Here is a 19,360-nt window from a genome sequence, read left to right as displayed (position 1 = left end):
TTTGCTTCGTGCAACGCACTCGGTTGGATCCCGGCCTTCGCCGGGATGACGATATGGCAAGACCAACAATCCCGTCGACGACGCACATGCCAACCATCCCCAACTTCATCGTCGCCATTCCCGCCCGCTACGGCTCTACCCGCCTGCCTGGCAAACCCTTGCGCATGATCGCCGGCGTGCCGATGATCGCTCGCGTCGCCAAGCGCGCGCTGCAGGCCGGTGCTACGCAAGTCGTCGTGGCCACTGACGACGAACGCATTGTTGATGCGTTGGCGGAGCAGGGCGTGGATGTCTGCATGACCCGCAGCGATCATGCCTCCGGCAGTGATCGCCTCGCCGAGTGCGTAGCGCTATACGGCTGGCCGCCGGACACCATCGTGGTGAATCTGCAGGGCGACGAACCCTTCGCTCCCGCGGCCGGCATCCTGGAGGTGGCGCATGCGCTTGCCGAAGACAACGCCCCGATGGCGACGCTTGCCACGCCGATCACTGACGTGCATGAGCTGTTCGATCCCAACGTGGTGAAACTGGTCTGTTCATCGCAAGGCCGCGCCATGTATTTCAGCCGCGCACCGCTGCCGTGGGCGCGTGATGCTTTCGCGGCGGATCGCAACACGTTGCCGGAAGCGGTGCCGTTCCTGCGACACATCGGCATCTACGCCTATCGCGCCGGCTTCCTGCAGCAATACGCCGGTTTGGCGCGTACGCCGTTGGAGCAGGCCGAGTCGCTGGAACAATTGCGCGTGCTGGAACACGGCTATCCCATCGCCGTTCGCCTCACGCCTGAGCCATTTCCGCCGGGTATTGATACCGAAGCGGATTTGCAGCGCGCCGAGGCGTGGCTCAGTAATGCATGATCTTACCTGGCGTTTGCGAGCACGTCTTCGGCCCATTCATTGATGCTCTTACGATGCACGGCGGCCCTCATGGCGACATGAGCATGGACTTCCGGAGAGATGCGTAACATGAGATTGCCCGAGTACGATTTCTCCGGCTCGCGGCCCGTTGCTCTGCAATCGGCCAAGTAATGATTAATAGCGTCGTGAAAGTCTTTTGTTAGCTCGCTCACCGACTTGCCGTGAAAGCTGATGCTGTCCTTGATGCCCAGCACAAGACCCACAAAGATGTTGTCGCGCTCATCAAAATCGACGCGTGCGGTGTAGCCTTTGTACGTCATGCTATTCATGACTTGATGCCTCTCTCGATCAGCCATTTGCGCAGTTCTTCCACCTGGTATTTCTTCGCCTCTTTCCCTGGATGTGGGCGGTGTAGGTATTTGCGTGAGCCACCTAGCTCAAAGGCAACGCGCGATCCATTGCCCTCCCGGATTTCTCCACCTAGAGCCACTATTAGCGCTTCGATTTCGGCAAAGATGATGCTGCCAAGTGTGGGAGTGGCGTAGATGGATTCCAGCGTCCTGCGATGCTTAGCCTTCATGGCATTATTTGATAGCAAATTCTGCTATCAGAATAAGGTCATTTACTTTTTATATCAAGGTGTTGATACATGGCGATCGAATCCATTCTGTTCGTCTGCCTGGGCAATATCTGCCGCTCGCCGCTGGTCGAAGCGATTGCGCGCCAACACTTTGCCGACGCCGGGCTCGGCATCGAGGTGGCATCCTGCGGCACAGGAGGCTGGCATGCCGGCGAGCAGGCGGATCCACGCATGCGCACTGCTGCGGTGAAAGCGGGGTATGAGCTGGAAGCCCACCGCGCGCGTCAATTGCATGCTACCGATTTCAAGCACTACGACCTGTTGCTGGCGATGGACAGCAACAATCTTCGGGACATGCGGCGCGTGTCCGATGGCGCGGCGCACGATCGGCTGGCCCTGTTCCTGGAGTGGGCCAGTACGACGCCACCGCGGGATTTCCCTGATCCGTACTACGACGGGCTGGCCGCCTTCACGCAATCGGTCGAGCTGGCCGAGCGTGGCGTTCGAGGATTGATCGAGCGCCTGCGCGTCGCCTGAATCATTTTCAGAGCGGGGGTTGGAAATCCGCCAAACGGGATAAAATCCTCTGCATGGAGCCCGCTTCCCCCCAGGCCTTCGACGGCAAGGCCTTTGTCAGCACACTTACCTCGTCCCCCGGCGTCTATCGTTACTTCGACGAGGCCGGCGAGCTGCTGTACGTAGGTAAGGCCAGCAGTCTCAAGAAGCGCGTAGGCAGCTATTTCCTGAAACCGCGCATGGAGCCGCGCATCGCAGCAATGGTGTCGCAGATCGCTCGCTGCGAAATCACGGTCACGCGCACGGAGGCCGAAGCGCTGCTGCTGGAATCGCAGCTGATCAAGGCTTTGAAGCCGCGCTACAACATCCTGCTGCGCGACGATAAAAGTTACCCGTACATCTATCTCTCCGGCAGCGAGGAATACCCGCGCCTGGCCTTCCACCGCGGCGCGCGCAACCAGCCGGGGCGTTATTTCGGGCCGTTCCCTAGCGCCTTCGCCGTACGCGAAAGCCTCAACTTGATGCAGAAGCTGTTCAAGGTGCGCCAGTGCGAGGACAGCTACTTCCGCAACCGTTCGCGCCCGTGCCTGCAATACCAGATCGGCCGCTGCACTGGGCCATGCGTGGGCTTGATCGGCGCGGACGATTACCGCAACGACGTGCGCCACGCCGAGATGTTTCTGGAAGGCCGCGGCAACGCCGTGACTGACGAGCTGGTCTCGTCGATGGAGCAAGCCAGCGCGTCACTGAATTTCGAGCGCGCCGCTGCCTTGCGCGACCAGATCGCCACCTTGCGCAAGCTGCACGCGCAGAACCACGTGCAGGGCGCCACCGCGGACATGGACGTGATCGCCTGCCGTATTGAAGCCGGCATCGCCTGCGTGAGCGTGCTGTTCTTCCGCAACGGCATCAGCCTGGGTACGCGCGATTTCTATCCGCGCCTGCCGTTGGATGCCGAGCCGGCCGACGTGCTGGCGCAGTTTGTCGCGCAGTACTACCTGGATCGGCCGGTGCCGCGCGAGATCATCCTCGGTGAGCCGATTCCAGACGAGCAACTGCTCGCCGAGATGCTGACCCAGCAATGCGGCCACGCGGTGGAGATCAAGACGCGCGTGCGCGGCGACCGCGCGCAGTTCCTGCAGATGGCCGAACGTAACGCGCAGGCGTCGCTCACCTCGCGCATCGCCAGCCGTCAGACGCTGGGCACGCGCTTCGACGACCTGCAGAACGTGCTGGGCCTGGACGAGTCGCCGAAACGCATCGAATGCTTTGACATCAGTCACACGCGCGGCGAAGCCACGGTGGCGTCGTGTGTGGTGTTCGGACCGGAAGGGGCGGAGAAATCGCACTACCGCCGCTTCAACATCGCCGGGATCACGCCAGGCGATGACTACGCCGCCATGCATCAGGCGCTCACCCGTCGTTTTCGCAAGGTGGCCGAAGGCGAGGGCGCGCGACCGGACGTACTGCTGATCGACGGTGGCACCGGCCAGGTGGCGCAAGCGCTGGACGTGCTGCGCGAGCTAGGCATCAACGGCATCGAAGTGGTCGGCGTAGCCAAAGGGCCGGGCCGGCGCGCGGGCGAGGAAACGTTGGTGCTGGCCGGCTCGAACAAGGAAATTCACCCGGGTCCCACATCGCCTGCGCTGCACTTGGTGGCAGCGGTGCGCGACGAAGCTCATCGTTTTGCCATCAGCGGGCACCGCAAGCGCCGCGAGAAGGCGCGCGAGCGCAGCGTGTTGGAAGAAGTGCAGGGCGTCGGTGCGCGCCGACGCACCGCACTGCTGAAGGCATTCGGCGGCCTGGCCGGCGTGGAGGCTGCCGGCGTGGAAGAACTGATGCAAGTAAAAGGCATCGATCGCAGCTTGGCCGAGCGCATCTACGATGCTCTTCATGCCTGATGCCGTACCTTGGCTCCACGCTCCTTTGGGGAGGGAGAGGATTGGGGCAACGGGCCAATCTTGTGAAATGCCAGGATGATGACTCGAGCTCTCACGTGCGAAACTACTCAAAAAACGGAAGGAGCTCATGCGCATCAATCTGCCGACCTGGCTGACGCTGTTCCGCGTAGCGCTGCTGCCGGTGATGGTGCTGGTGTTCTACCTGCCGTTTCGGGGGCACAACATTGTTGCCGCCATTGTGTTCGCGCTGGCCGGCGTCACCGATTGGCTCGACGGCTATCTCGCCCGTCGCATGGGGCTCACCTCTAAGTTCGGTGCCTTCCTAGATCCGGTGGCGGACAAGTTGATGGTGGCCGTCACCCTGTTCCTGCTGGTGGCCTCCCACCGTGGCGACTGGTCCGGCATTGTGATGGCGGTGACCTCGGCCATCATCGTCGGGCGTGAGATCAGCATCTCGGCGCTGCGCGAGTGGATGGCGGAAATCGGCATGCGCGCCACCGTGCGCGTGGCCTTCCTGGGCAAGCTGAAAACCGTCATGCAGGTGGTGGCCTTGATCGTGCTGATCCTGCAACATGAAAAAGAGGCCGAAGCCTTGCGCTTGTACCACATTGGCGAGGGCCTGTTAGTGCTGGCCGGCGTGCTCACCATCTGGTCCGGTATGCATTACCTGCGCGCCGCCTGGCCGTCCCTACGCGACGACGGTCCCGTCGCCGCCCGCGCACAGGACCACGACGGCAAAGCTTGACGGTTTCGTTTCACACGCTAAAATGCGCGGCTCCGATGCGGGAATAGCTCAGTTGGTAGAGCACGACCTTGCCAAGGTCGGGGTCGCGAGTTCGAGTCTCGTTTCCCGCTCCAGTTTTCCAGATAAGGCCTCGACGTAAAGCGCCGGGGCCTTGTTGTATCAGTACTTCAAGTATGTGCGGCAAGTAGCTTGAATTGCTGAAAAAAAGCAGATGCCACTCTTCACATTGAATCGGGTTCTGCTATAGTTACACGCTCCGACGCGGGAATAGCTCAGTTGGTAGAGCACGACCTTGCCAAGGTCGGGGTCGCGAGTTCGAGTCTCGTTTCCCGCTCCAGTTTTATGCAAAGCCTCGGACCACCGGGGTTTTGTTTTTTAGGAGAGTCCCGATCCGGTAAGATCGAGAATCTCAGCAATGGCCGGGTGGCAGAGTGGTCATGCAGCGGCCTGCAAAGCCGTGTACGCCGGTTCGATTCCGACCTCGGCCTCCATTGCGATCCAAATATTCAAGCGCCTTCGGGCGCTTTTTTATTTTCATCATCCGGATTCAGACATCGAGCCGTCATGCTGCGTCGCGTTATGTGGGGCGCGGAACTCGCTGTCTTAGATGCCTAAGGCAGACACGCTCGACAGCCTAACCGTCCGAACAAAACACCTCAAACAATGTCTCCATCAATGTGCGAACACGGCTGTCGCTAATGGAGTAGTAGATCGACTGGCCCTCGCGACGTCCTTTTACGACTCCGTCGCGCCGCAGTAGCGACAGATGCTGCGATACGACGCTTTGCGCCAGATCCAGCGTTTCCGCCAGATCATTCACAGAGCGTTCGCCGTTCACCATCTGGCACAACAGCAATAATCGGTTTTGATTGCCGATGGCTTTGAGGACAGCCACGGCCTCTTCGGCGCGGTGCTGCATGACATCGATGCTCAGGCCAAGCTTGCCCTTCGAGCGAATGTTTTTTTCCGCCGTCTTGCTCATAACGCATCCAGCGGAATCTTGATGTAGTGAATGCCATTGCTTTCGGGTGGGGGAAGCCTACCGGCACGCATGTTGATCTGTACCGAGGGCAAAAGCAGGCGAGGCATGGCGAGTGTGGCATCGCGTGCCTGCCGCATGTGCACGAAATCAGCCTCGCTCACACCCTGATGCAAATGGATATTGGTGCGACGTTCTTCGCCGATGGTCGTTTCATAACGATAGTTGCTGCGTCCCGCCGGCTTGTAATCGTGGCACATGAATACCCGGGTTTCGTCGGGAAGCCGAAACAATTTCTGCGTGGATTGATATAGCTCGTGCGCGTCACCACCAGGAAAATCACAGCGTGCAGAACCGTAGTCGGGCATGAAAAGCGTGTCGCCGACAAACGCGGCGTCACCAATCACGTGAGTCATGCAGGCAGGCGTATGGCCTGGCGTATGTAGCGCGACCGCTTCGATGCTACCGACACGATAATGTTCATCGTCCTTGAAGAGATGATCGAATTGGCTGCCGTCACGCTGAAACTCGGTACCGGCGTTGAACAGTTTGCCGAATACCGTTTGCACAGTCAGGATCTGCTCTCCGATACCTAACTTGCCGCCGACGCGTGACTGCACATAAGGCGCCGCCGACAGGTGATCGGCATGCACATGGGTTTCGATTAGCCATTCCACGGTCAGCCCGGACGCTTGGACGAATGACACGATGGCATCCGCCGATGCATGCCCGGTACGACCCGATGCAGGGTCGTAGTCGAGCACACTGTCAATGATGGCCGCCTTACGCTCCTGGGGATCCCACACCACATAGCTGAAGGTGTTACTGGGCTCATCGAAGAACGCTTTGACTTCAGGGCGCGTCATGGATCAATCCCTCGTTTCGGCTGCGGCGTGCGCCAGACGTCAATCGGCCGGCCAGCCACCATCCCGTCACCATCGCGGCGACTAGTAACCACATCGATAGTGCGCCACCTCCCAGTGATACCAACGCAGGCCCCGGGCAATAGCCGGCGATGCCCCAACCGATGCCGAACAACGCTGCACCCGTTACAAGCCGCAAGTCGATGCGCTGCGTGTCCGGCAAATGAAACTTGGTTTCCAGCCATGGCCTTGAGCGACGCAATACAAGCCAGTAGCCGATCATCGTGGTCAGCACCGCACCACCCATCACAAACAGCAGGCGAGGGTTCCACAGCCCGAAGATATCCAGGAAACCAAGCACGGCTGCCGGCTGCGTCATGCCACCTAAAATCAGGCCAAGGCCAAAGAGCAGGCCGGCCAATCCTGCAACGACGCTTTTCATGGAGAGGGCACTCCCAGCACATGGCGCATCATAAAAACCGTAGCGATGCCAAACAGCATGAACACCGCGGTTGCCAACAATGATCGAGGCGACAGCCGAGCCATGCCGCAAACGCCATGACCGCTAGTGCAACCGCTGCCCAACCGCGTACCAACGCCAACCAACAAACCGGCTGCCATCATCCAGGGCCAGCTCACGGATGGCGTACCAAGGCCGTTATGGCCCGAAATCGCCGCGATGCACAGCGGGGCTGCAGCCAAACCCAGGATGAAAGCCCAGCGCCAATGACGATCCCCTTGCTTCGCACCTGATATCAATCCGCTGGCAATACCGCTGATGCCCGCTATACGTCCAAGCGTGCTCATCAAAAGGACGGCAGCCAGCCCGATTAATACCCCGCCGAACACGGAAAGAACCCATGAGTGCATGTTTTGATCTATACATTAATATATTCGATATTTCTAATATATGTGTTGTGCGCTTGGAACACAAGTGATCCTCCACACACACGATCGCCGTCAGCTATTGCACATGAACGCGACAGTCATGCCAGCTTTCTGTGTGCACCGAGCACGACGGCATATGCCTGCCGTCGCGCTTCACACGCGCTTGCTCAGAAACACATGGGTTGCACGTTCGCCAGCCAAGTACTTCGTGCACTCATAGCCGAGTGCGTGCAGATCGAGGCCGTTCCACAAGTTCTCGCCGGAGCCCAGCAGTATCGGTCGAATGGCGAGATGCAGTTCGTCGATCAAACCGGCTTGCAGGTATTGGCGAACGGTGGAGACGCCACCGCCGAGGCGAACGTCGCGTCCATCCGCGGCGGCGACGGCTTGTTCCAAGGCAGCGTGGATGCCTTCGGTAACGAAATGGAATTCTGTGCCGCCGGCCATCTTGAGCGGCGCGCGCGGATGGTGCGTGAGTACGAAAACATGGGTGTGATAGGGCGGTTCGTCGCCCCACCAGCCGCGCCAACTTTCGTCCGGCCATGGGCCGCGAATGGGGCCGAACATATTGCGTCCGATAATCCATGCGCCGATGCCTGAGAAACCTTGCTCGGCGATGTCGTTATCGATGCCTGTTTCACCTTCATTCTCGCCTTGCATACGCCGCCACAGGCGTGTGTGGAAGAACCAATCCATGAGTTCCGGGCCGCGAATTCCGAGTGGATTGTCGAGACTTTGATCGGGGCCGGCGCTGTAGCCGTCGAGGGAAACCGAAAAGCTCTGTACGCGCAGTTTGGACATGGCGTTGCTCGCTGTCGATCGATGTGGTTACTGGAATTTGGAAGTTGTCACGATTCAAGCGAAGCTCGTTGTCGGAATAGGCAGTCAAGAAAACGTGAAGAGTCGGCTGCGCTATCGCGTCGCTGAATTATTGGCGCATATGCCAGAAAAATTCTCCAGCTTATGCGCGGTTCCCCTGGTACATTCTGGCTTCCGGTAGGCGAACTACCATACAAGGGGAAGCCCATGTCCCGTACTCAAGGAAGCTTGATCCGTAAAGCAGCATTCGCCGGCCTGACTGCTCTTTGCGTAACCTCCACCGCTTTTGCCCAGACCGCCACCCCAGCGACTGGACTTGGCCAAGCATGGCCGAATGCTGCAGACGTCAGTGCAAATCCGAACTACCACGTTTACGTGTTTGTATTGAACGGCATCAAGTACATCCAGATCAACGATCTGAACGGCACCGTGCACGCCGCGGTTGGTACTGCCAACGGTACGTCGGTCGTGCTCCCGGTGGGTGTGGATTCGCAGAACGTCGCGATACCGCAGTCGTCCTCGTCGGGTTCGTCTTCATCATCAAGTTCGTCTTCAGCGGCGCAGACAGTTTATAGCGATAGCGCCACGACAGTGACTGCGACGCCCCAAAGCAATGGGACGACGAAGTTCACGGTGCTGGATACGACAACGTGCCCGAGTGGTTGTTCGGGTGGCGGTGGCTCTTGATCCAGGGGACGGGTGTTATTTCACCCAGAGCCGAAGTGGAGGGGCAGGGCGAAGTTCCGGTCTCTGCTCCTCCTGCATGGCATCGTGCAACAAGGCTGTAATTTGCAGTCGGTCGGACGGCATGCGAACGTGCAGCGCTCCATCGAAAATGCCTACGTGGTCTCGCATTTCCGGGATATCCAGCATGCTTGCTCCTAGCTTGGCAGCCAGGCGTTTACGCTCGCCGGAGTGATACACGGCGCTGGCAACACCCGTTTCTTCCAGTACGCCTTCCACGCGGAGCACGACCCAGCGCTTGCCGTGTGTTTCCCCGCCGCGAAGCACGACATTCACTCGCGTACAAGCAAGCCTGGAAGTCACGTAAACGACAGCCTCGCAAGCCGTTCGATAGGTAGCAGTCAGAACGGCGGGCGCTAACCGAGTAAACCCACGTCCATTAATCTCGCAACGATAAGCAATGCCGGCTTCATCAAGTGCGCGGGCGACGGTTTCATTAAGTGCGGCGGGCAATCCACGTTCACGCCACGCAACCGGATGCATGCTTTCTGCCAGTCGGTAGACTTGATTCTGTGTGGAAATGGCTTGCTTGTAGAAAGCGTGGCTTTCGATATTCGGAACGATGCGACGCATCTGGTCAAGCAAGCGGCCGTTGGTGATGTGCAGAGTGCCCGCCAGGTATTCGAGCGCCTGCGAGGTTTGCCGCATCCGCTGCTCGCTGAGTTGCAAACTTTGCCTCGCCAATCGTTGAACGCTTAGCGTGCTATTTCTATCTATTTCTTCTTGCACCAGTTGAACGCTTATGCGTCCGCCAAGCGCAAACAGGCAGCTAACGCCAATGGCGAGAAACGTTTGCGTGGCGAAGGTCTTCGATTCGAAATCGTCCAGGATGGGTATCGGTATCGAAATGCAGGCGATGGCCAATGGCGCAGCCACAGCCGCCGCGCGCCAGCCATGCTTGAGCGTAAGCCAGGCCATGGGAAGGAACATGGCGATGGGAGCTATTTGCTTGACCTGGTCGTTTCCGATTTCACTCATCCATGTGAGGACGGCGAATGCCGGCACCACTAGCGCAACGGTATCCAGGAACAACCGGCTTGCCAGTATCTGGCGCAGTTGTTCGCGTAGATGCGTTTCCCGATAGTCGAGTTTTGCCATCAGGACCCATGGAACAACAGACAGGATCGCTAGATACGGCCCTAAAAAGAAGCCGACAGCGCTTGTCATAGCGAATGGGGTGGTCGGATTCTTTTCCACAGCGTGCGCGATGGTGCTGTATACCATTCCACTGCCAGAAACCAGCAGCCCGCAAATAAGCAGCGCCTTGATATCAACCAGATTTTTGGAGGGGAAGGGAGGCATCCACGTGCGGCATGCCCATACGATAGGCATCGCTACTGCAAACGGAGGAATGGATCGAATGGCCACCCACGCAGGGCCGAGTGAGTCGAGACATTGAATTACTTCATATCCGTTCGGCACCGCTTCGCCGATAAGAAGCGCAGGCCAGTACCGATAGGGCAACAACAGCAGGCAGGCAAGGCGAACACCGGCATGAATCGGCCAGTGTGAAGTGGAAAACGGATGTATCGCGAGATAGAGAAGCCCATAGCCGACCGCAACGGCAACCTGCAGTAGCCAGTCGTTAGTCCACCACCGCTTCCCCATTGCGTTTATCCCCTGCAAATGAAGCCACAAAAGTTGATGAGGCGTCGTCCCGTATCTTGCCGCTAGCTTACTCCAAGGATAAAACAATCCTGGCCGTGAAGCTTCTGTGATGTCCCACGGCTATCGGCCGGCGGCCATCACAGTTGAGCAATATCAACACGCCTTTCGCCCGGTTTGTGCCGTGGAGCACATCTGGCAACATGTGAAGTACACAATTTCTTGCGGATGCGGCAGTTCCGGGCCCGCCTCGGCGGCTTGGTGGTGGGTAGCTTGCCGGTCATCGGACTGCAAAGTGTGTGCTAAGCAAAGGCAGCTAGCCTCGGTGCCGAAATGAGCGAAACAGTAAGTGGAGATTTGCCGGTGGGGTTGCTTCGTAAGGATTTGCCGCGCTACCTGAGATTGCCCCGCCGATGCGGGTGGCGTTTGGTCGCAGTGGCATGCGCGGTGTGGTTGACCGGCTGCGCCACCTATTCCCCCATGCCGCTGGGCGAAGGGCCGGGGGCCAAGGATGTAACGCAGCTTTCGGTCGACACCTCGACCATGCCGTTGCCGGCGCTGCGCACGCATCGCTTCGATCTTTCCCATGGGATGGACGCTACCGACGTGGCGATCCTGGCGGTGGCCAATAATCCGGATCTGAAGGTGATGCGCGATCAGCTCGGCGTCGCCCGCGCGCAGTCCTTTGCGGCGGGATTGCTGCCGGATCCGCAGATCTCGATCAACCAGGAATACCTCACGCATCCCGTCCCCGGCTATGTCACGTCGTATGCCTACGGCATTAGCGAAGACATCACCAGCCTGCTGCTGCGCTCCACCCGCAAGGCGGCTGCGAACGCGCAGGCCGACCAAGTGAACCTGGACCTGCTGTGGACAGAGTGGCAGACGATCGCCCAGGCACGGCTGCTGTTCAACCAAGTGGTATCGCTGCGCGATCAGCAGCAGCGGCTTGCCGCGGAGCAGGCCGCGCTGCTTCCGGTGGATGGCTATGTACGCAAGGCACTGCAGGATGGCAACCTGACGTACGACGCTGCCAGCGCGGGGCTCAATGCCTATGCCGATGCCAGCAAGCGGCTATCCGATGGCACGGTTCAGTTGCTCCAGGCCGAACACGATCTGCGCCTGCTGCTAGGGCTCGCTCCGGAAGCACCGCTGGATTTGGTCGGCGAATCGTTCCAGGCCTCGCCCACCCCCGACCAGGTCGAAGTGGCGCTGGCGAGCCTGCCGCAGCGACGCCCAGATCTGCTTGCTCTGCAGGCCGGCTACAAGGCACAGGAGGCCACCTTGCGCGGCGCAATCCGCGCGCAGTTTCCCGCGCTGACCTTCGGTGTCGACCGCCAGAAGGACAACTCCGGCGTGCCCTCTCATGGCATCAACATTGGTTTCACCTTGCCGCTGTTTGACCGCAATCGCGGCAACATCGCCATCGAAAAGGCGACGCGTCAACAGCTCAAGGACGACTACGAAAACCGCGTGCTCACCACGCGCAACGACATCCGGCAATTGATGCTCGACCAGGACACGCTTGCCCGCCAGCGCGAGCAGTCGCAGACGCAATCGACGCGCCTGGACGAAGCACGCCGCGCCGCCGAAAGCGCTTGGCAGAAAGGCTTGCTGGATTGGCCGACGTACCTGGCCATCCGCGCCAATGCGCTCAGCGCGGATATGGACGCCATTACCGCGCGTGACCAGCAGTCGCAGCAGGCCATTGCCTTGGAAACGCTGCTAGGCAGCACCGACCTCCAACCGTCTTCCGCATCGACGTCCAAACCATGAACCGATCTGTCTTTACACATGCCGCACTGGCGGCATTGATGCTTGCTGCACTGGCCGGTTGCGGCAAAGGCGGCGGTGCCGATGACGATGAAGCGCCGGAGGTAAAGGGCACGGTGCTGGTTACGACCGCTGCGCCCGTCAGTCAGACCTTTCACGACACCATCGAAGCCTGGGGCACCGCCGTAGGCGATCCGCATCGCGCCAGCACGATCAGTCTGGGGCATGGCGGCCAGGTCATCGGACTGGCGGTGGCGGCAGGGCAATCCGTGCAGCGCGGGCAGGCGTTGTTGCGCATCGCGCCCGATCCAGTGGCGCGCAATGCCTTTTTGCAAGCGCAGAGCGCACTGGATCTAGCCAATGGCGAACTCAAGCGTACCGAACAGATGGCCGCGCAGCATTTGGCCACGCAATCGCAGTTGGCTACCGCACGCAAAGCGTTGGACGATGCAAAGGCCGGCCTGGAAGCGCAGCGCGCGCTCGGCGGCGGCGGCACCGAAGAAACCATCCATGCGCCGGCCGATGGCGTCGTGACGGCGCTCAACATAAACCTCGGCGATCGTTTCCAGGCCGGCACAGCGTTGCTCACCTTCGCGCCGGCGCAGGCTTTGGTCGCGCGTCTTGGCGCGCAACCGGAAGAGGGCGCGCATCTCAAGCCGGGCATGTCGGTGGAAGTGCGCGCTGCTTATGGAGCCGGCGAACCGCTGCATGGTCAGCTCGATGTGGTTGGCCATGCCATCGATGCGCAAACGCACTTGCTGCCATTGCAGGTGGCGTTGCCGCCGCAGGCAAGCAACACCTTGGTGGCCGGCGCCGCGGTGCAGGCGAGCATCGATACCGCCAGCTATACCGCCTGGGCCGTACCGCGCAGTGCCGTGCTGAACGATGATAAGGGCGATTACCTGTTCGTCGTCGATCACGACAAGGCCAAGCGTGTTGACGTTACGCTAAAGCATCCGGATGGCGACACGGTCGGTGTGCAAGCTCCGCTGGACGCCACGATGCAAGTCATCGTGACCGGTAACTACGAGCTCAACGATGACGATGCTATACGCGAACAGGACGAGCCAGCCGACAAGCAGCAAGCATCGGCCAAGGATAAGCAGGAGTCCGCTAAGTGAATATCACTGCATGGATGCAGCGACATTGGCGTGCGCTGCTATTCCTCGTTGCGATGTTGACGGTAGGCGGTTTGAGCAGTGCCATCTTCATGCCTGTGGCGCTGTTCCCGAACGTCGCATTTCCGCGCATCATACTTTCGCTCGACGCGGGTGATCGCCCCGCCGACCAGATGGCGATTGCGGTGACCACGCCGATCGAATCGGCGTTGCGACGCGTGCCGGGCGTACGCGATATCCGTTCGACCACCAGCCGTGGTAGCGCCGACGTTTCGCTCACTTTCGATTGGGGCACTGACATGAGTCGCGCATTCGGCGACATCAGTGCCGCGGCGAGCCAAGTGCTGCCCGAACTGCCGGCCGGCACGCAGCTCACCACCCGCCGCATGGACCCCAGTTCGTATCCCATGTTGGCGTACAGCTTGCGCTCGCACACGCTGTCGCCCAGTGCCTTGTACAACCTGGCGCAATACCAGTTGCGTCCCTTGCTGAGTGGCATTGCCGGTGTAGCGCGCGTGCAGGTGCAGGGCGGAGAGATCGAGGAGTTCCATGCGGACGTGGACCCCAACCGCCTGCGTGCGCAAGATCTGAGCCTTAGCGATGTGGCGACCGCGGTTAGCCATGCCGCCACCATCGAGGCGATGGGGCATGTTTCCGATCACTACAAGCTTTACCTGTTGTTGGCCCAGAACCAGCCGCGCACGGTGGAAGCCTTGCGCCAGATCGTAGTGCGCGCGGACAGCCGCGGTATCGTGCACTTGGGTGACATTGCCGACATCACGCTCAGCCACGTACCGCAATGGATACGCGTGACTGCCGACGGGCAGGGCGCGGTGTTGATCCAGATCCTGCAGCAGCCCGATGGCAACAGCGTGCAGATTGCGCGCGACGTGAAACAGCGCCTGCAGGATTACGCACCGCAGATGCCGGCCGGCGTGCAGGTGGCCAACTGGTACGACCAGTCGCAGCTCGTCACCGGTGCGGCGGGCAGCGTGCGCGATGCGATCCTGATCGGCATCGTGCTGGCGGGCCTGGTGCTGTTCGTATTTCTGCGCAATACGCGGGTGATTTTCATCGCCATGCTGGTGGTGCCGGCGGTACTGGCGATCACTGTACTGCTGCTGCATGTGCTGGGCATGAGCTTCAACATGATGACGCTCGGCGGCATGGCGGCGGCCGTGGGCCTGATCATCGACGACGTGATCGTGATGCAGGAACACATCATTCGTCGCTTGCATGGCGCAGCGGGCAACGTGAGCGAGCGGGTGGGGCTCGCCGCGTGGGAGTTCACGCGACCGTTGACCGGCTCCAGCGCGGCGACGGTGGTGATCTTCGTGCCGCTGGCATTTCTCACCGGCGTCACGGGGGCGTTCTTCAAGGCGCTGTCGCTCACCATGGCGAGCGCGCTGGTCATTTCCTATCTGTTGACGTTGATCGTGGTGCCGACGTTATCGGAGCGGCTGCTGGACCAGCGCCATATCGCGGACCACACGCCGGGCGCGTTCTCGCGGCGGATGAAACATGGCTACGAAAACGTCTTGCAGCGCTGGCTGAAGCGGCCGCTCTGGATCGTAGCGCTCGTGGTGCCGTTGGTCGCAGTCGGCGCGCTGGCGTTCAGCCAGGTGGGTACCGGCTTCATGCCGGCGATGGACGAGGGCGGCTTTACCTTCGACTACATTTCCAAGCCGGGTACATCGCTGGAGGAAACGGGACGCCTGCTAAGCCAGGTCGAAACCATCATCCGCGCGAATCCTTATGTGGATACCTATTCGCGCCGCACCGGCCTGCAGCTTGGTGATGCGCTTACGGAGGCCAATACGGGTGACATTTTCATCCGCCTCAAGAGCGGTTCCCGTCCTCCCACCGAAGAGGTGATGAACGACATCCGCAAGGAAGTGGAAGAGAAGGTGCCGGGCCTGGACGTGGAAGTCTCGCAATTGATGGAAGACATGATCGGCGATCTGGTTGCCGTACCGCAGCCGATCGAGATCCAGCTCTACAGCGATGACCCTGATGTGCTCAACGACACCGCGCAGCGGGTGGCCGATGCTTTAGGCAAGATCAATGGCGTGAACGGCGTGCTTCCCGGTATCAATCCTGCCGGCGATGCACTGGTGATGACGGTGGACCCGGCCAAGGCGGCGCTGCAGGGGCTCGATCCGGCAGCCGTCAAGGATCAGGTCGACGCCGCGGTGGAAGGTACGGTGGCCGCGCAGCTTCCGTCGAACGGCAAGATGGTCGGCGTACGCGTGCGCTTGCCGATGAATGCCTACAAACGTCTGGAGCAGGTTGCGGCCTTGCCCATTCGCGCGGCAGACGGCCATCTGCTGCCGCTGTCACAGGTGGCTAGCCTGCAGATCGTGCAAGGGCAGCCGGAAATCACGCGCAGCAATCTCAAACGCATGGTTGCAGTCACCGGCCGCATCAGCGGACGCAGCATGGGTTCGGTCATCAACGACGTCAAAGCTATGTTGGCCAAGCCGGGCATGTTGCCCAAAGGTATGTACTACCAGCTCGGTGGCCTGTATCAGCAGCAGCAGGAGGCGTTCCGCGGACTGACGGTGGTGCTGCTCGCGGCCATCGCGCTGGTGTTTACGCTGCTGTTGTTCCTGTACGAAAGCTTCCGCGCGGCGCTGGTGATCATGCTGATGCCGCTGCTGGCGATCGGCGCAGTGTTCATCGGCTTGTGGCTCACCGGCATCGAACTCAACATCTCGGCGATGATGGGCATGACCATGATCGTGGGCATCGTGACGGAAGTGGCAATCTTCTATTTCTCCGAGCTGGAGGAAGTGACCACCGACACGCCGCTGCATGAAGCCCTACTGGAAGCCGCACGGCATCGCATGCGCCCGATCCTGATGTCAACCATGGCTGCCATCCTCACGCTGTTGCCGCTGGCGTTGGCCTTGGGTTCCGGCTCGCAAATGCAGCAGCCGCTGGCGGTGGCGATCATTTCTGGCCTGCTCGTGCAGGTGCCGCTGGTGCTGCTGGTGATGCCGGTGTTGTATGCGGTGTTGATGCGACGCGGTGGTTCCGCTCGTTCAGTTTAGTTCTGTAGGTTGGGGTTTGCGCCCCAACCTACTTGCATCAGGTGGATGCCGCAGTAGATGCCGCCGCCTTCACTGATCGCTTCAACAGCCACGCCAGAATCGGTGGCGTCACCATGGCCGTCAACAGCGACATCGCCACGATGATGGCGTACATCTGGTCGCTGAAAACGCCAGCGGCTAAGCCCAGGCTGGCGATCACCACGCCCACCTCGCCGCGCGGCACCATGCCGAAGCCCACGATCGCCGCGCCCGTGCGGCCCAGTGAGAGCGCACCCAGGAAGCCGCCGAGCAGTTTGGAGACAATGGCGATCGCCGTCACTACGCCCAGTGCGATCAGGGCATCCGCATTGGCGAGCTGGTGCAGATCGATCTTGCTGCCGGTGAGCACGAAGAAGAACGGTGTGAGCAGGGCGAGCAAGGGCTGAAACTGCTGCTCCAGCGTGTGCTGCTGGCGTGTCTCCGAAGCGATCATGCCGGCCAGGAACGCACCGATGATCGCCGCCAATCCGAACAGCGTGGACACATAGGCCAGCCCCAAGCACAAGGCCAGCACAATCAGCAGCGGTGAATACGTGCTGCGCGGCTTCTCCAGCCAAGTGGAATTCCAGCGCATCACGCGCGTGCCGCCCCAGCCGATCACCGCGATGAAGCCGATCGCGCCGCCCAGCACTATCACCAGGTGCATAGGATCGAAGCCTTTGCCGCCCTGCAGCGATACCACCACGCCGAGCAGCAGCATCGCCAGGATGTCGTCGATCACGGCGGCACCCAGAATCACCTTGCTTTCCACGCGCTGCAGCACGCCCAGTTCCTGCAGCACGCGCGCGGTGATGCCCGCGGACGTGGCCACGAACGCGGCCGCGACGAACAGCGACTTACCCCAATCGAAACCGCTGGCGTGCGCCCAGAAACCGCCCATGCCGAACGGCAGCAACACGCCCAGCACACCGACCAGGAAGGCGGATTTGCCTACTTTCTTGAGATCTTCCAGCCGCGTTTCCAGGCCTACTGAGAACAGCAGCAACACCACGCCGATCTCCGCCAGCACATCCAGCGGCGTGCCGGGGGCGATCTGCTCGGGCGTGATCCATCCCATGACCGACGGGCCGATTACGCAGCCGGCGGCGATTTCGCCGACCACACCAGGTAGTTTCAGACGTTGCGCGATCTCGGCGCCGATCTGCGCGGCGACGAAGACGATGAAAAGCGCAAACAGAATCTCATTGGCGTGGTGCATGGTCGGAGTCCTTCGATCATGTATAGATCACCATGCTAACCGCTCAGGCAGTGGATGACACCCTCGGCGCTTTTGGTATCTTTTCGAGTCTCGCAAACACGCGGCTGGCGATGGCTGTGATCACCGCCAGCACGATCACCGTCCAGCGGAACGCCACCACATAGGCGCCGCTGTCCTGGCCGTGCAGCAAGGTCTGCATGAGGATGGTGGCCAGCGCGATGCCGAAGCTCATCGACAGGTACTGCGTGGTGGACGCCATCGATGAGGCCATGGAGGCGTGCTCGATGTCCAGGTCGGTGTAGATTAGCGTGTTCATCACGGTGTACTGCATGCCCATGAAGCCGCCGTACACGAACATCAGCAAGGCGATCAGCACCATCGGCGTATGTGGCCCGAGCAGCGCGAACATCGCCAATAGCACGGCGACGATCAGCGTATTGCCGAACAACAGGCGCCGATAGCCCAACCGGATCAGCGTGCGGTTCACCAGCCACTTGGCGCTGATGGAGCCGAGCGCCTGCGGCACCATCATCAGGCCCGCCATCAACGGCGACCAGCCGCAGCCTACCTGCAGAAACAGCACAATCAGCAGGAACATGCCACTTACGCCCAGCCGCGTAAGCAGGTTCCCCGATAGCGCCACCCACACGCTACGGACACGCAACAGGCCGAGATCCGCTACTGGATGAACCGTGCGTCGGCTATGCCATACGTAGGCTGCACCGAAGAAGATGGCGAGTAGCACCAGCGCGCCCATCACGCCCCAGCGGATGGTTTCGTCGGCGGCGAATTCCGATGCGGCCAGCAGCAGAGCCGACGATGCAGCAAACAGCAGGAAGCCGAACAGGTCGAAGCGATTGGCGGTATCGAGGCGGTACTCGGGCATTTCGTGCAGATTGAGCCACACGCCAACGACGCCCACCGGCACATTGAGCAGAAAGATCAGCCGCCAATTGGTGTATTCCACCAGCGCGCCGCCCAGCAGTGGGCCGAGCACCGAACCCAGTAGGCCGAAGGTAGCGACCGTGCTCATCACCTGCACGAAATCGCGCTTATCGATGGTGCGCACGAGCACGTAGCGCCCCACCGGCATCAATGCAGCACCACCGCAGCCTTGAAGCACGCGCGCCATGACGAGTTCCGGCAGTGTTTGCGAGATGCCGCACAGCAGGGAGCCGAGCGCAAACACGCTGATGGCCACGCCGAACACGCGGCGCGTGCCGAAGCGGTCGCACAGCCAAGGGCTGGCCGGAATCAGAATCGCCAAGGTCAGCACGTAGCTGGTCAGCGCGCTGCGCATGTTCAGCGGCGACTCGTTCAAGGCGGACGCAATCGCCGGCACCGCCGTGTTGACGATGGTGGAATCGAGTGACTGCATGAAGAACGCCGCCGAAACCAGCCAGATCAGGCCGCCGTAGCCCTCGCGCGAAGAAAGGGTTGCAGCTGCGTCCGCTACTGCTGTGGCAGCGGCAGCGGAGGAAGCGGCGGACGGGGAGGGCATGAGCGTTATGATACCTGCTATGGCAGTTATCCGCCTTAAGGGAAGAGAACTGGAGGTGAGGGGCGACCCCGCCTCGTCCTTCATCTGGGACGCGTAGGTTGGCGGTGAGCGCACGCAAACCCCAACATCGCCATCCGTGCCGTGAAGTTGGGGTTCGGCTCCGTCTCACCGCCAACCTACG

18 protein-coding genes and 3 tRNA genes are annotated in these 19,360 nt (G+C 60.7%); 11 read left to right on the top strand and 10 right to left on the bottom strand.

Features of this window, described 5'->3' with window-relative positions:
• Positions 1 to 86: 86 nt before the first annotated feature.
• The gene (kdsB, locus tag ISP18_RS02030; RefSeq protein ID WP_380017602.1) at positions 87 to 857 is read left to right on the top strand and encodes a 3-deoxy-manno-octulosonate cytidylyltransferase; all 771 of its coding nucleotides are present in this window, start codon (positions 87 to 89) and stop codon (positions 855 to 857) included.
• Positions 858 to 859: 2 nt separating this feature from the next.
• Here kdsB and ISP18_RS02025 read toward each other — a convergent pair whose 3' ends face one another.
• Positions 860 to 1,186, bottom strand: coding sequence for a type II toxin-antitoxin system HicB family antitoxin (locus ISP18_RS02025; protein WP_380016519.1), 327 nt, complete (start codon positions 1,184 to 1,186; stop codon positions 860 to 862).
• Positions 1,183 to 1,437 (bottom strand): type II toxin-antitoxin system HicA family toxin, encoded by a 255-nt coding sequence (locus ISP18_RS02020; RefSeq protein WP_380016517.1) that lies wholly within the window; start codon positions 1,435 to 1,437, stop codon positions 1,183 to 1,185. Before ISP18_RS02020 ends, ISP18_RS02025 begins: the two co-directional genes overlap by 4 nt.
• Before the next feature lie 69 nt (positions 1,438 to 1,506).
• Between ISP18_RS02020 and ISP18_RS02015 the strand changes: the two genes are divergently transcribed.
• The 6 genes from ISP18_RS02015 to ISP18_RS01990 all read left to right on the top strand — a co-directional run bounded on the left by ISP18_RS02015 (position 1,507) and on the right by ISP18_RS01990 (position 5,090).
• Positions 1,507 to 1,974, top strand: a complete 468-nt coding sequence (locus ISP18_RS02015) for a low molecular weight protein-tyrosine-phosphatase (RefSeq protein ID WP_380016515.1) — start codon at positions 1,507 to 1,509, stop codon at positions 1,972 to 1,974.
• 53 nt (positions 1,975 to 2,027) lie between these two features.
• Positions 2,028 to 3,854 (top strand): excinuclease ABC subunit UvrC, encoded by a 1,827-nt coding sequence (gene uvrC, locus ISP18_RS02010; protein ID WP_380016513.1) that lies wholly within the window; start codon positions 2,028 to 2,030, stop codon positions 3,852 to 3,854.
• A gap of 127 nt (positions 3,855 to 3,981) precedes the next feature.
• Positions 3,982 to 4,599: a CDP-diacylglycerol--glycerol-3-phosphate 3-phosphatidyltransferase gene (pgsA, locus tag ISP18_RS02005; RefSeq protein WP_380016511.1), complete on the top strand. Its 618-nt coding sequence runs from the start codon at positions 3,982 to 3,984 to the stop codon at positions 4,597 to 4,599.
• A gap of 37 nt (positions 4,600 to 4,636) precedes the next feature.
• A tRNA-Gly gene (locus ISP18_RS02000) sits at positions 4,637 to 4,712 on the top strand.
• 148 nt (positions 4,713 to 4,860) lie between these two features.
• Positions 4,861 to 4,936, top strand: a tRNA-Gly gene (locus tag ISP18_RS01995).
• Between the two features lie 80 nt (positions 4,937 to 5,016).
• Positions 5,017 to 5,090 (top strand) — tRNA-Cys (locus tag ISP18_RS01990).
• 143 nt (positions 5,091 to 5,233) lie between these two features.
• Here ISP18_RS01990 and ISP18_RS01985 read toward each other — a convergent pair.
• The 5 genes from ISP18_RS01985 to ISP18_RS01965 all read right to left on the bottom strand — a co-directional run bounded on the left by ISP18_RS01985 (position 5,234) and on the right by ISP18_RS01965 (position 8,130).
• Positions 5,234 to 5,581 (bottom strand): ArsR/SmtB family transcription factor, encoded by a 348-nt coding sequence (locus tag ISP18_RS01985; protein ID WP_380016509.1) that lies wholly within the window; start codon positions 5,579 to 5,581, stop codon positions 5,234 to 5,236.
• Positions 5,578 to 6,444 carry an MBL fold metallo-hydrolase gene (locus ISP18_RS01980; RefSeq protein ID WP_380016507.1) on the bottom strand — a complete coding sequence of 289 codons (867 nt, stop codon included), beginning with the start codon at positions 6,442 to 6,444 and terminating at the stop codon, positions 5,578 to 5,580. Before ISP18_RS01980 ends, ISP18_RS01985 begins: the two co-directional genes overlap by 4 nt.
• Positions 6,431 to 6,883, bottom strand: a complete 453-nt coding sequence (locus ISP18_RS01975; protein WP_380016505.1) for a DUF6691 family protein — start codon at positions 6,881 to 6,883, stop codon at positions 6,431 to 6,433. The genes ISP18_RS01980 and ISP18_RS01975 overlap by 14 nt, the downstream gene beginning before the upstream one ends.
• Positions 6,880 to 7,311: a YeeE/YedE family protein gene (locus ISP18_RS01970; RefSeq protein WP_380016503.1), complete on the bottom strand. Its 432-nt coding sequence runs from the start codon at positions 7,309 to 7,311 to the stop codon at positions 6,880 to 6,882. The genes ISP18_RS01975 and ISP18_RS01970 overlap by 4 nt, the downstream gene beginning before the upstream one ends.
• A gap of 171 nt (positions 7,312 to 7,482) precedes the next feature.
• The gene (locus ISP18_RS01965; RefSeq protein ID WP_380016501.1) at positions 7,483 to 8,130 is read right to left on the bottom strand and encodes a dihydrofolate reductase family protein; all 648 of its coding nucleotides are present in this window, start codon (positions 8,128 to 8,130) and stop codon (positions 7,483 to 7,485) included.
• Between the two features lie 225 nt (positions 8,131 to 8,355).
• On the opposite strand from ISP18_RS01965, the gene ISP18_RS01960 reads away from it, so the two are divergent.
• The gene (locus tag ISP18_RS01960) at positions 8,356 to 8,835 is read left to right on the top strand and encodes a hypothetical protein (protein ID WP_380016499.1); all 480 of its coding nucleotides are present in this window, start codon (positions 8,356 to 8,358) and stop codon (positions 8,833 to 8,835) included.
• Positions 8,836 to 8,850: 15 nt separating this feature from the next.
• Here the strand turns inward: ISP18_RS01960 and ISP18_RS01955 are convergent, their stop codons facing one another.
• A complete protein-coding gene (locus tag ISP18_RS01955; RefSeq protein WP_380016497.1) occupies positions 8,851 to 10,500 on the bottom strand; it encodes an MASE1 domain-containing protein in 1,650 nt (549 codons plus the stop codon).
• A 432-nt stretch (positions 10,501 to 10,932) separates the two neighbouring features.
• Here ISP18_RS01955 and ISP18_RS01950 point away from each other — a divergent pair, with 432 nt between their 5' ends.
• The 3 genes from ISP18_RS01950 to ISP18_RS01940 are packed head-to-tail and all read left to right on the top strand — an operon-like array spanning position 10,933 to position 16,441.
• A complete protein-coding gene (locus ISP18_RS01950; protein WP_380017601.1) occupies positions 10,933 to 12,273 on the top strand; it encodes a TolC family protein in 1,341 nt (446 codons plus the stop codon).
• Entirely contained in the window at positions 12,270 to 13,391 is a 1,122-nt protein-coding gene (locus tag ISP18_RS01945) for an efflux RND transporter periplasmic adaptor subunit (RefSeq protein WP_380016495.1), read from the top strand. The genes ISP18_RS01950 and ISP18_RS01945 overlap by 4 nt, the downstream gene beginning before the upstream one ends.
• Positions 13,388 to 16,441: an efflux RND transporter permease subunit gene (locus tag ISP18_RS01940; protein ID WP_380016493.1), complete on the top strand. Its 3,054-nt coding sequence runs from the start codon at positions 13,388 to 13,390 to the stop codon at positions 16,439 to 16,441. Before ISP18_RS01945 ends, ISP18_RS01940 begins: the two co-directional genes overlap by 4 nt.
• A gap of 37 nt (positions 16,442 to 16,478) precedes the next feature.
• On the opposite strand, the gene ISP18_RS01935 is transcribed toward ISP18_RS01940, so the two are convergent.
• The gene (locus ISP18_RS01935) at positions 16,479 to 17,678 is read right to left on the bottom strand and encodes a cation:proton antiporter (protein ID WP_380016491.1); all 1,200 of its coding nucleotides are present in this window, start codon (positions 17,676 to 17,678) and stop codon (positions 16,479 to 16,481) included.
• Between the two features lie 43 nt (positions 17,679 to 17,721).
• Complete coding sequence (locus ISP18_RS01930; protein ID WP_380016489.1) at positions 17,722 to 19,179, bottom strand: MFS transporter; 1,458 nt, start codon at positions 19,177 to 19,179, stop codon at positions 17,722 to 17,724.
• Positions 19,180 to 19,360 lie beyond the last annotated feature (181 nt).

Origin of the sequence: Dyella humi, assembly GCF_044904605.1 — a bacterium.
In the GTDB taxonomy this organism is placed as follows: domain Bacteria; phylum Pseudomonadota; class Gammaproteobacteria; order Xanthomonadales; family Rhodanobacteraceae; genus Dyella_B; species Dyella_B humi.
The sequence above is the reverse complement of the archived record's forward strand: the minus strand, read 5'-3'. Positions and strand labels throughout refer to the sequence as shown.

Coding starts and splice junctions, on each gene's coding strand:
- kdsB (WP_380017602.1), top strand. CDS start 87: ATGCCAACCATCCCCAACTTCATCGTCGCCATTCCCGCCCGCTACGGC.
- ISP18_RS02025 (WP_380016519.1), bottom strand. CDS start 1,186: ATGAATAGCATGACGTACAAAGGCTACACCGCACGCGTCGATTTTGAT.
- ISP18_RS02020 (WP_380016517.1), bottom strand. CDS start 1,437: ATGAAGGCTAAGCATCGCAGGACGCTGGAATCCATCTACGCCACTCCC.
- ISP18_RS02015 (WP_380016515.1), top strand. CDS start 1,507: ATGGCGATCGAATCCATTCTGTTCGTCTGCCTGGGCAATATCTGCCGC.
- uvrC (WP_380016513.1), top strand. CDS start 2,028: ATGGAGCCCGCTTCCCCCCAGGCCTTCGACGGCAAGGCCTTTGTCAGC.
- pgsA (WP_380016511.1), top strand. CDS start 3,982: ATGCGCATCAATCTGCCGACCTGGCTGACGCTGTTCCGCGTAGCGCTG.
- ISP18_RS01985 (WP_380016509.1), bottom strand. CDS start 5,581: ATGAGCAAGACGGCGGAAAAAAACATTCGCTCGAAGGGCAAGCTTGGC.
- ISP18_RS01980 (WP_380016507.1), bottom strand. CDS start 6,444: ATGACGCGCCCTGAAGTCAAAGCGTTCTTCGATGAGCCCAGTAACACC.
- ISP18_RS01975 (WP_380016505.1), bottom strand. CDS start 6,883: ATGAAAAGCGTCGTTGCAGGATTGGCCGGCCTGCTCTTTGGCCTTGGC.
- ISP18_RS01970 (WP_380016503.1), bottom strand. CDS start 7,311: ATGCACTCATGGGTTCTTTCCGTGTTCGGCGGGGTATTAATCGGGCTG.
- ISP18_RS01965 (WP_380016501.1), bottom strand. CDS start 8,130: ATGTCCAAACTGCGCGTACAGAGCTTTTCGGTTTCCCTCGACGGCTAC.
- ISP18_RS01960 (WP_380016499.1), top strand. CDS start 8,356: ATGTCCCGTACTCAAGGAAGCTTGATCCGTAAAGCAGCATTCGCCGGC.
- ISP18_RS01955 (WP_380016497.1), bottom strand. CDS start 10,500: ATGGGGAAGCGGTGGTGGACTAACGACTGGCTACTGCAGGTTGCCGTT.
- ISP18_RS01945 (WP_380016495.1), top strand. CDS start 12,270: ATGAACCGATCTGTCTTTACACATGCCGCACTGGCGGCATTGATGCTT.
- ISP18_RS01935 (WP_380016491.1), bottom strand. CDS start 17,678: ATGCACCACGCCAATGAGATTCTGTTTGCGCTTTTCATCGTCTTCGTC.
- ISP18_RS01930 (WP_380016489.1), bottom strand. CDS start 19,179: ATGCCCTCCCCGTCCGCCGCTTCCTCCGCTGCCGCTGCCACAGCAGTA.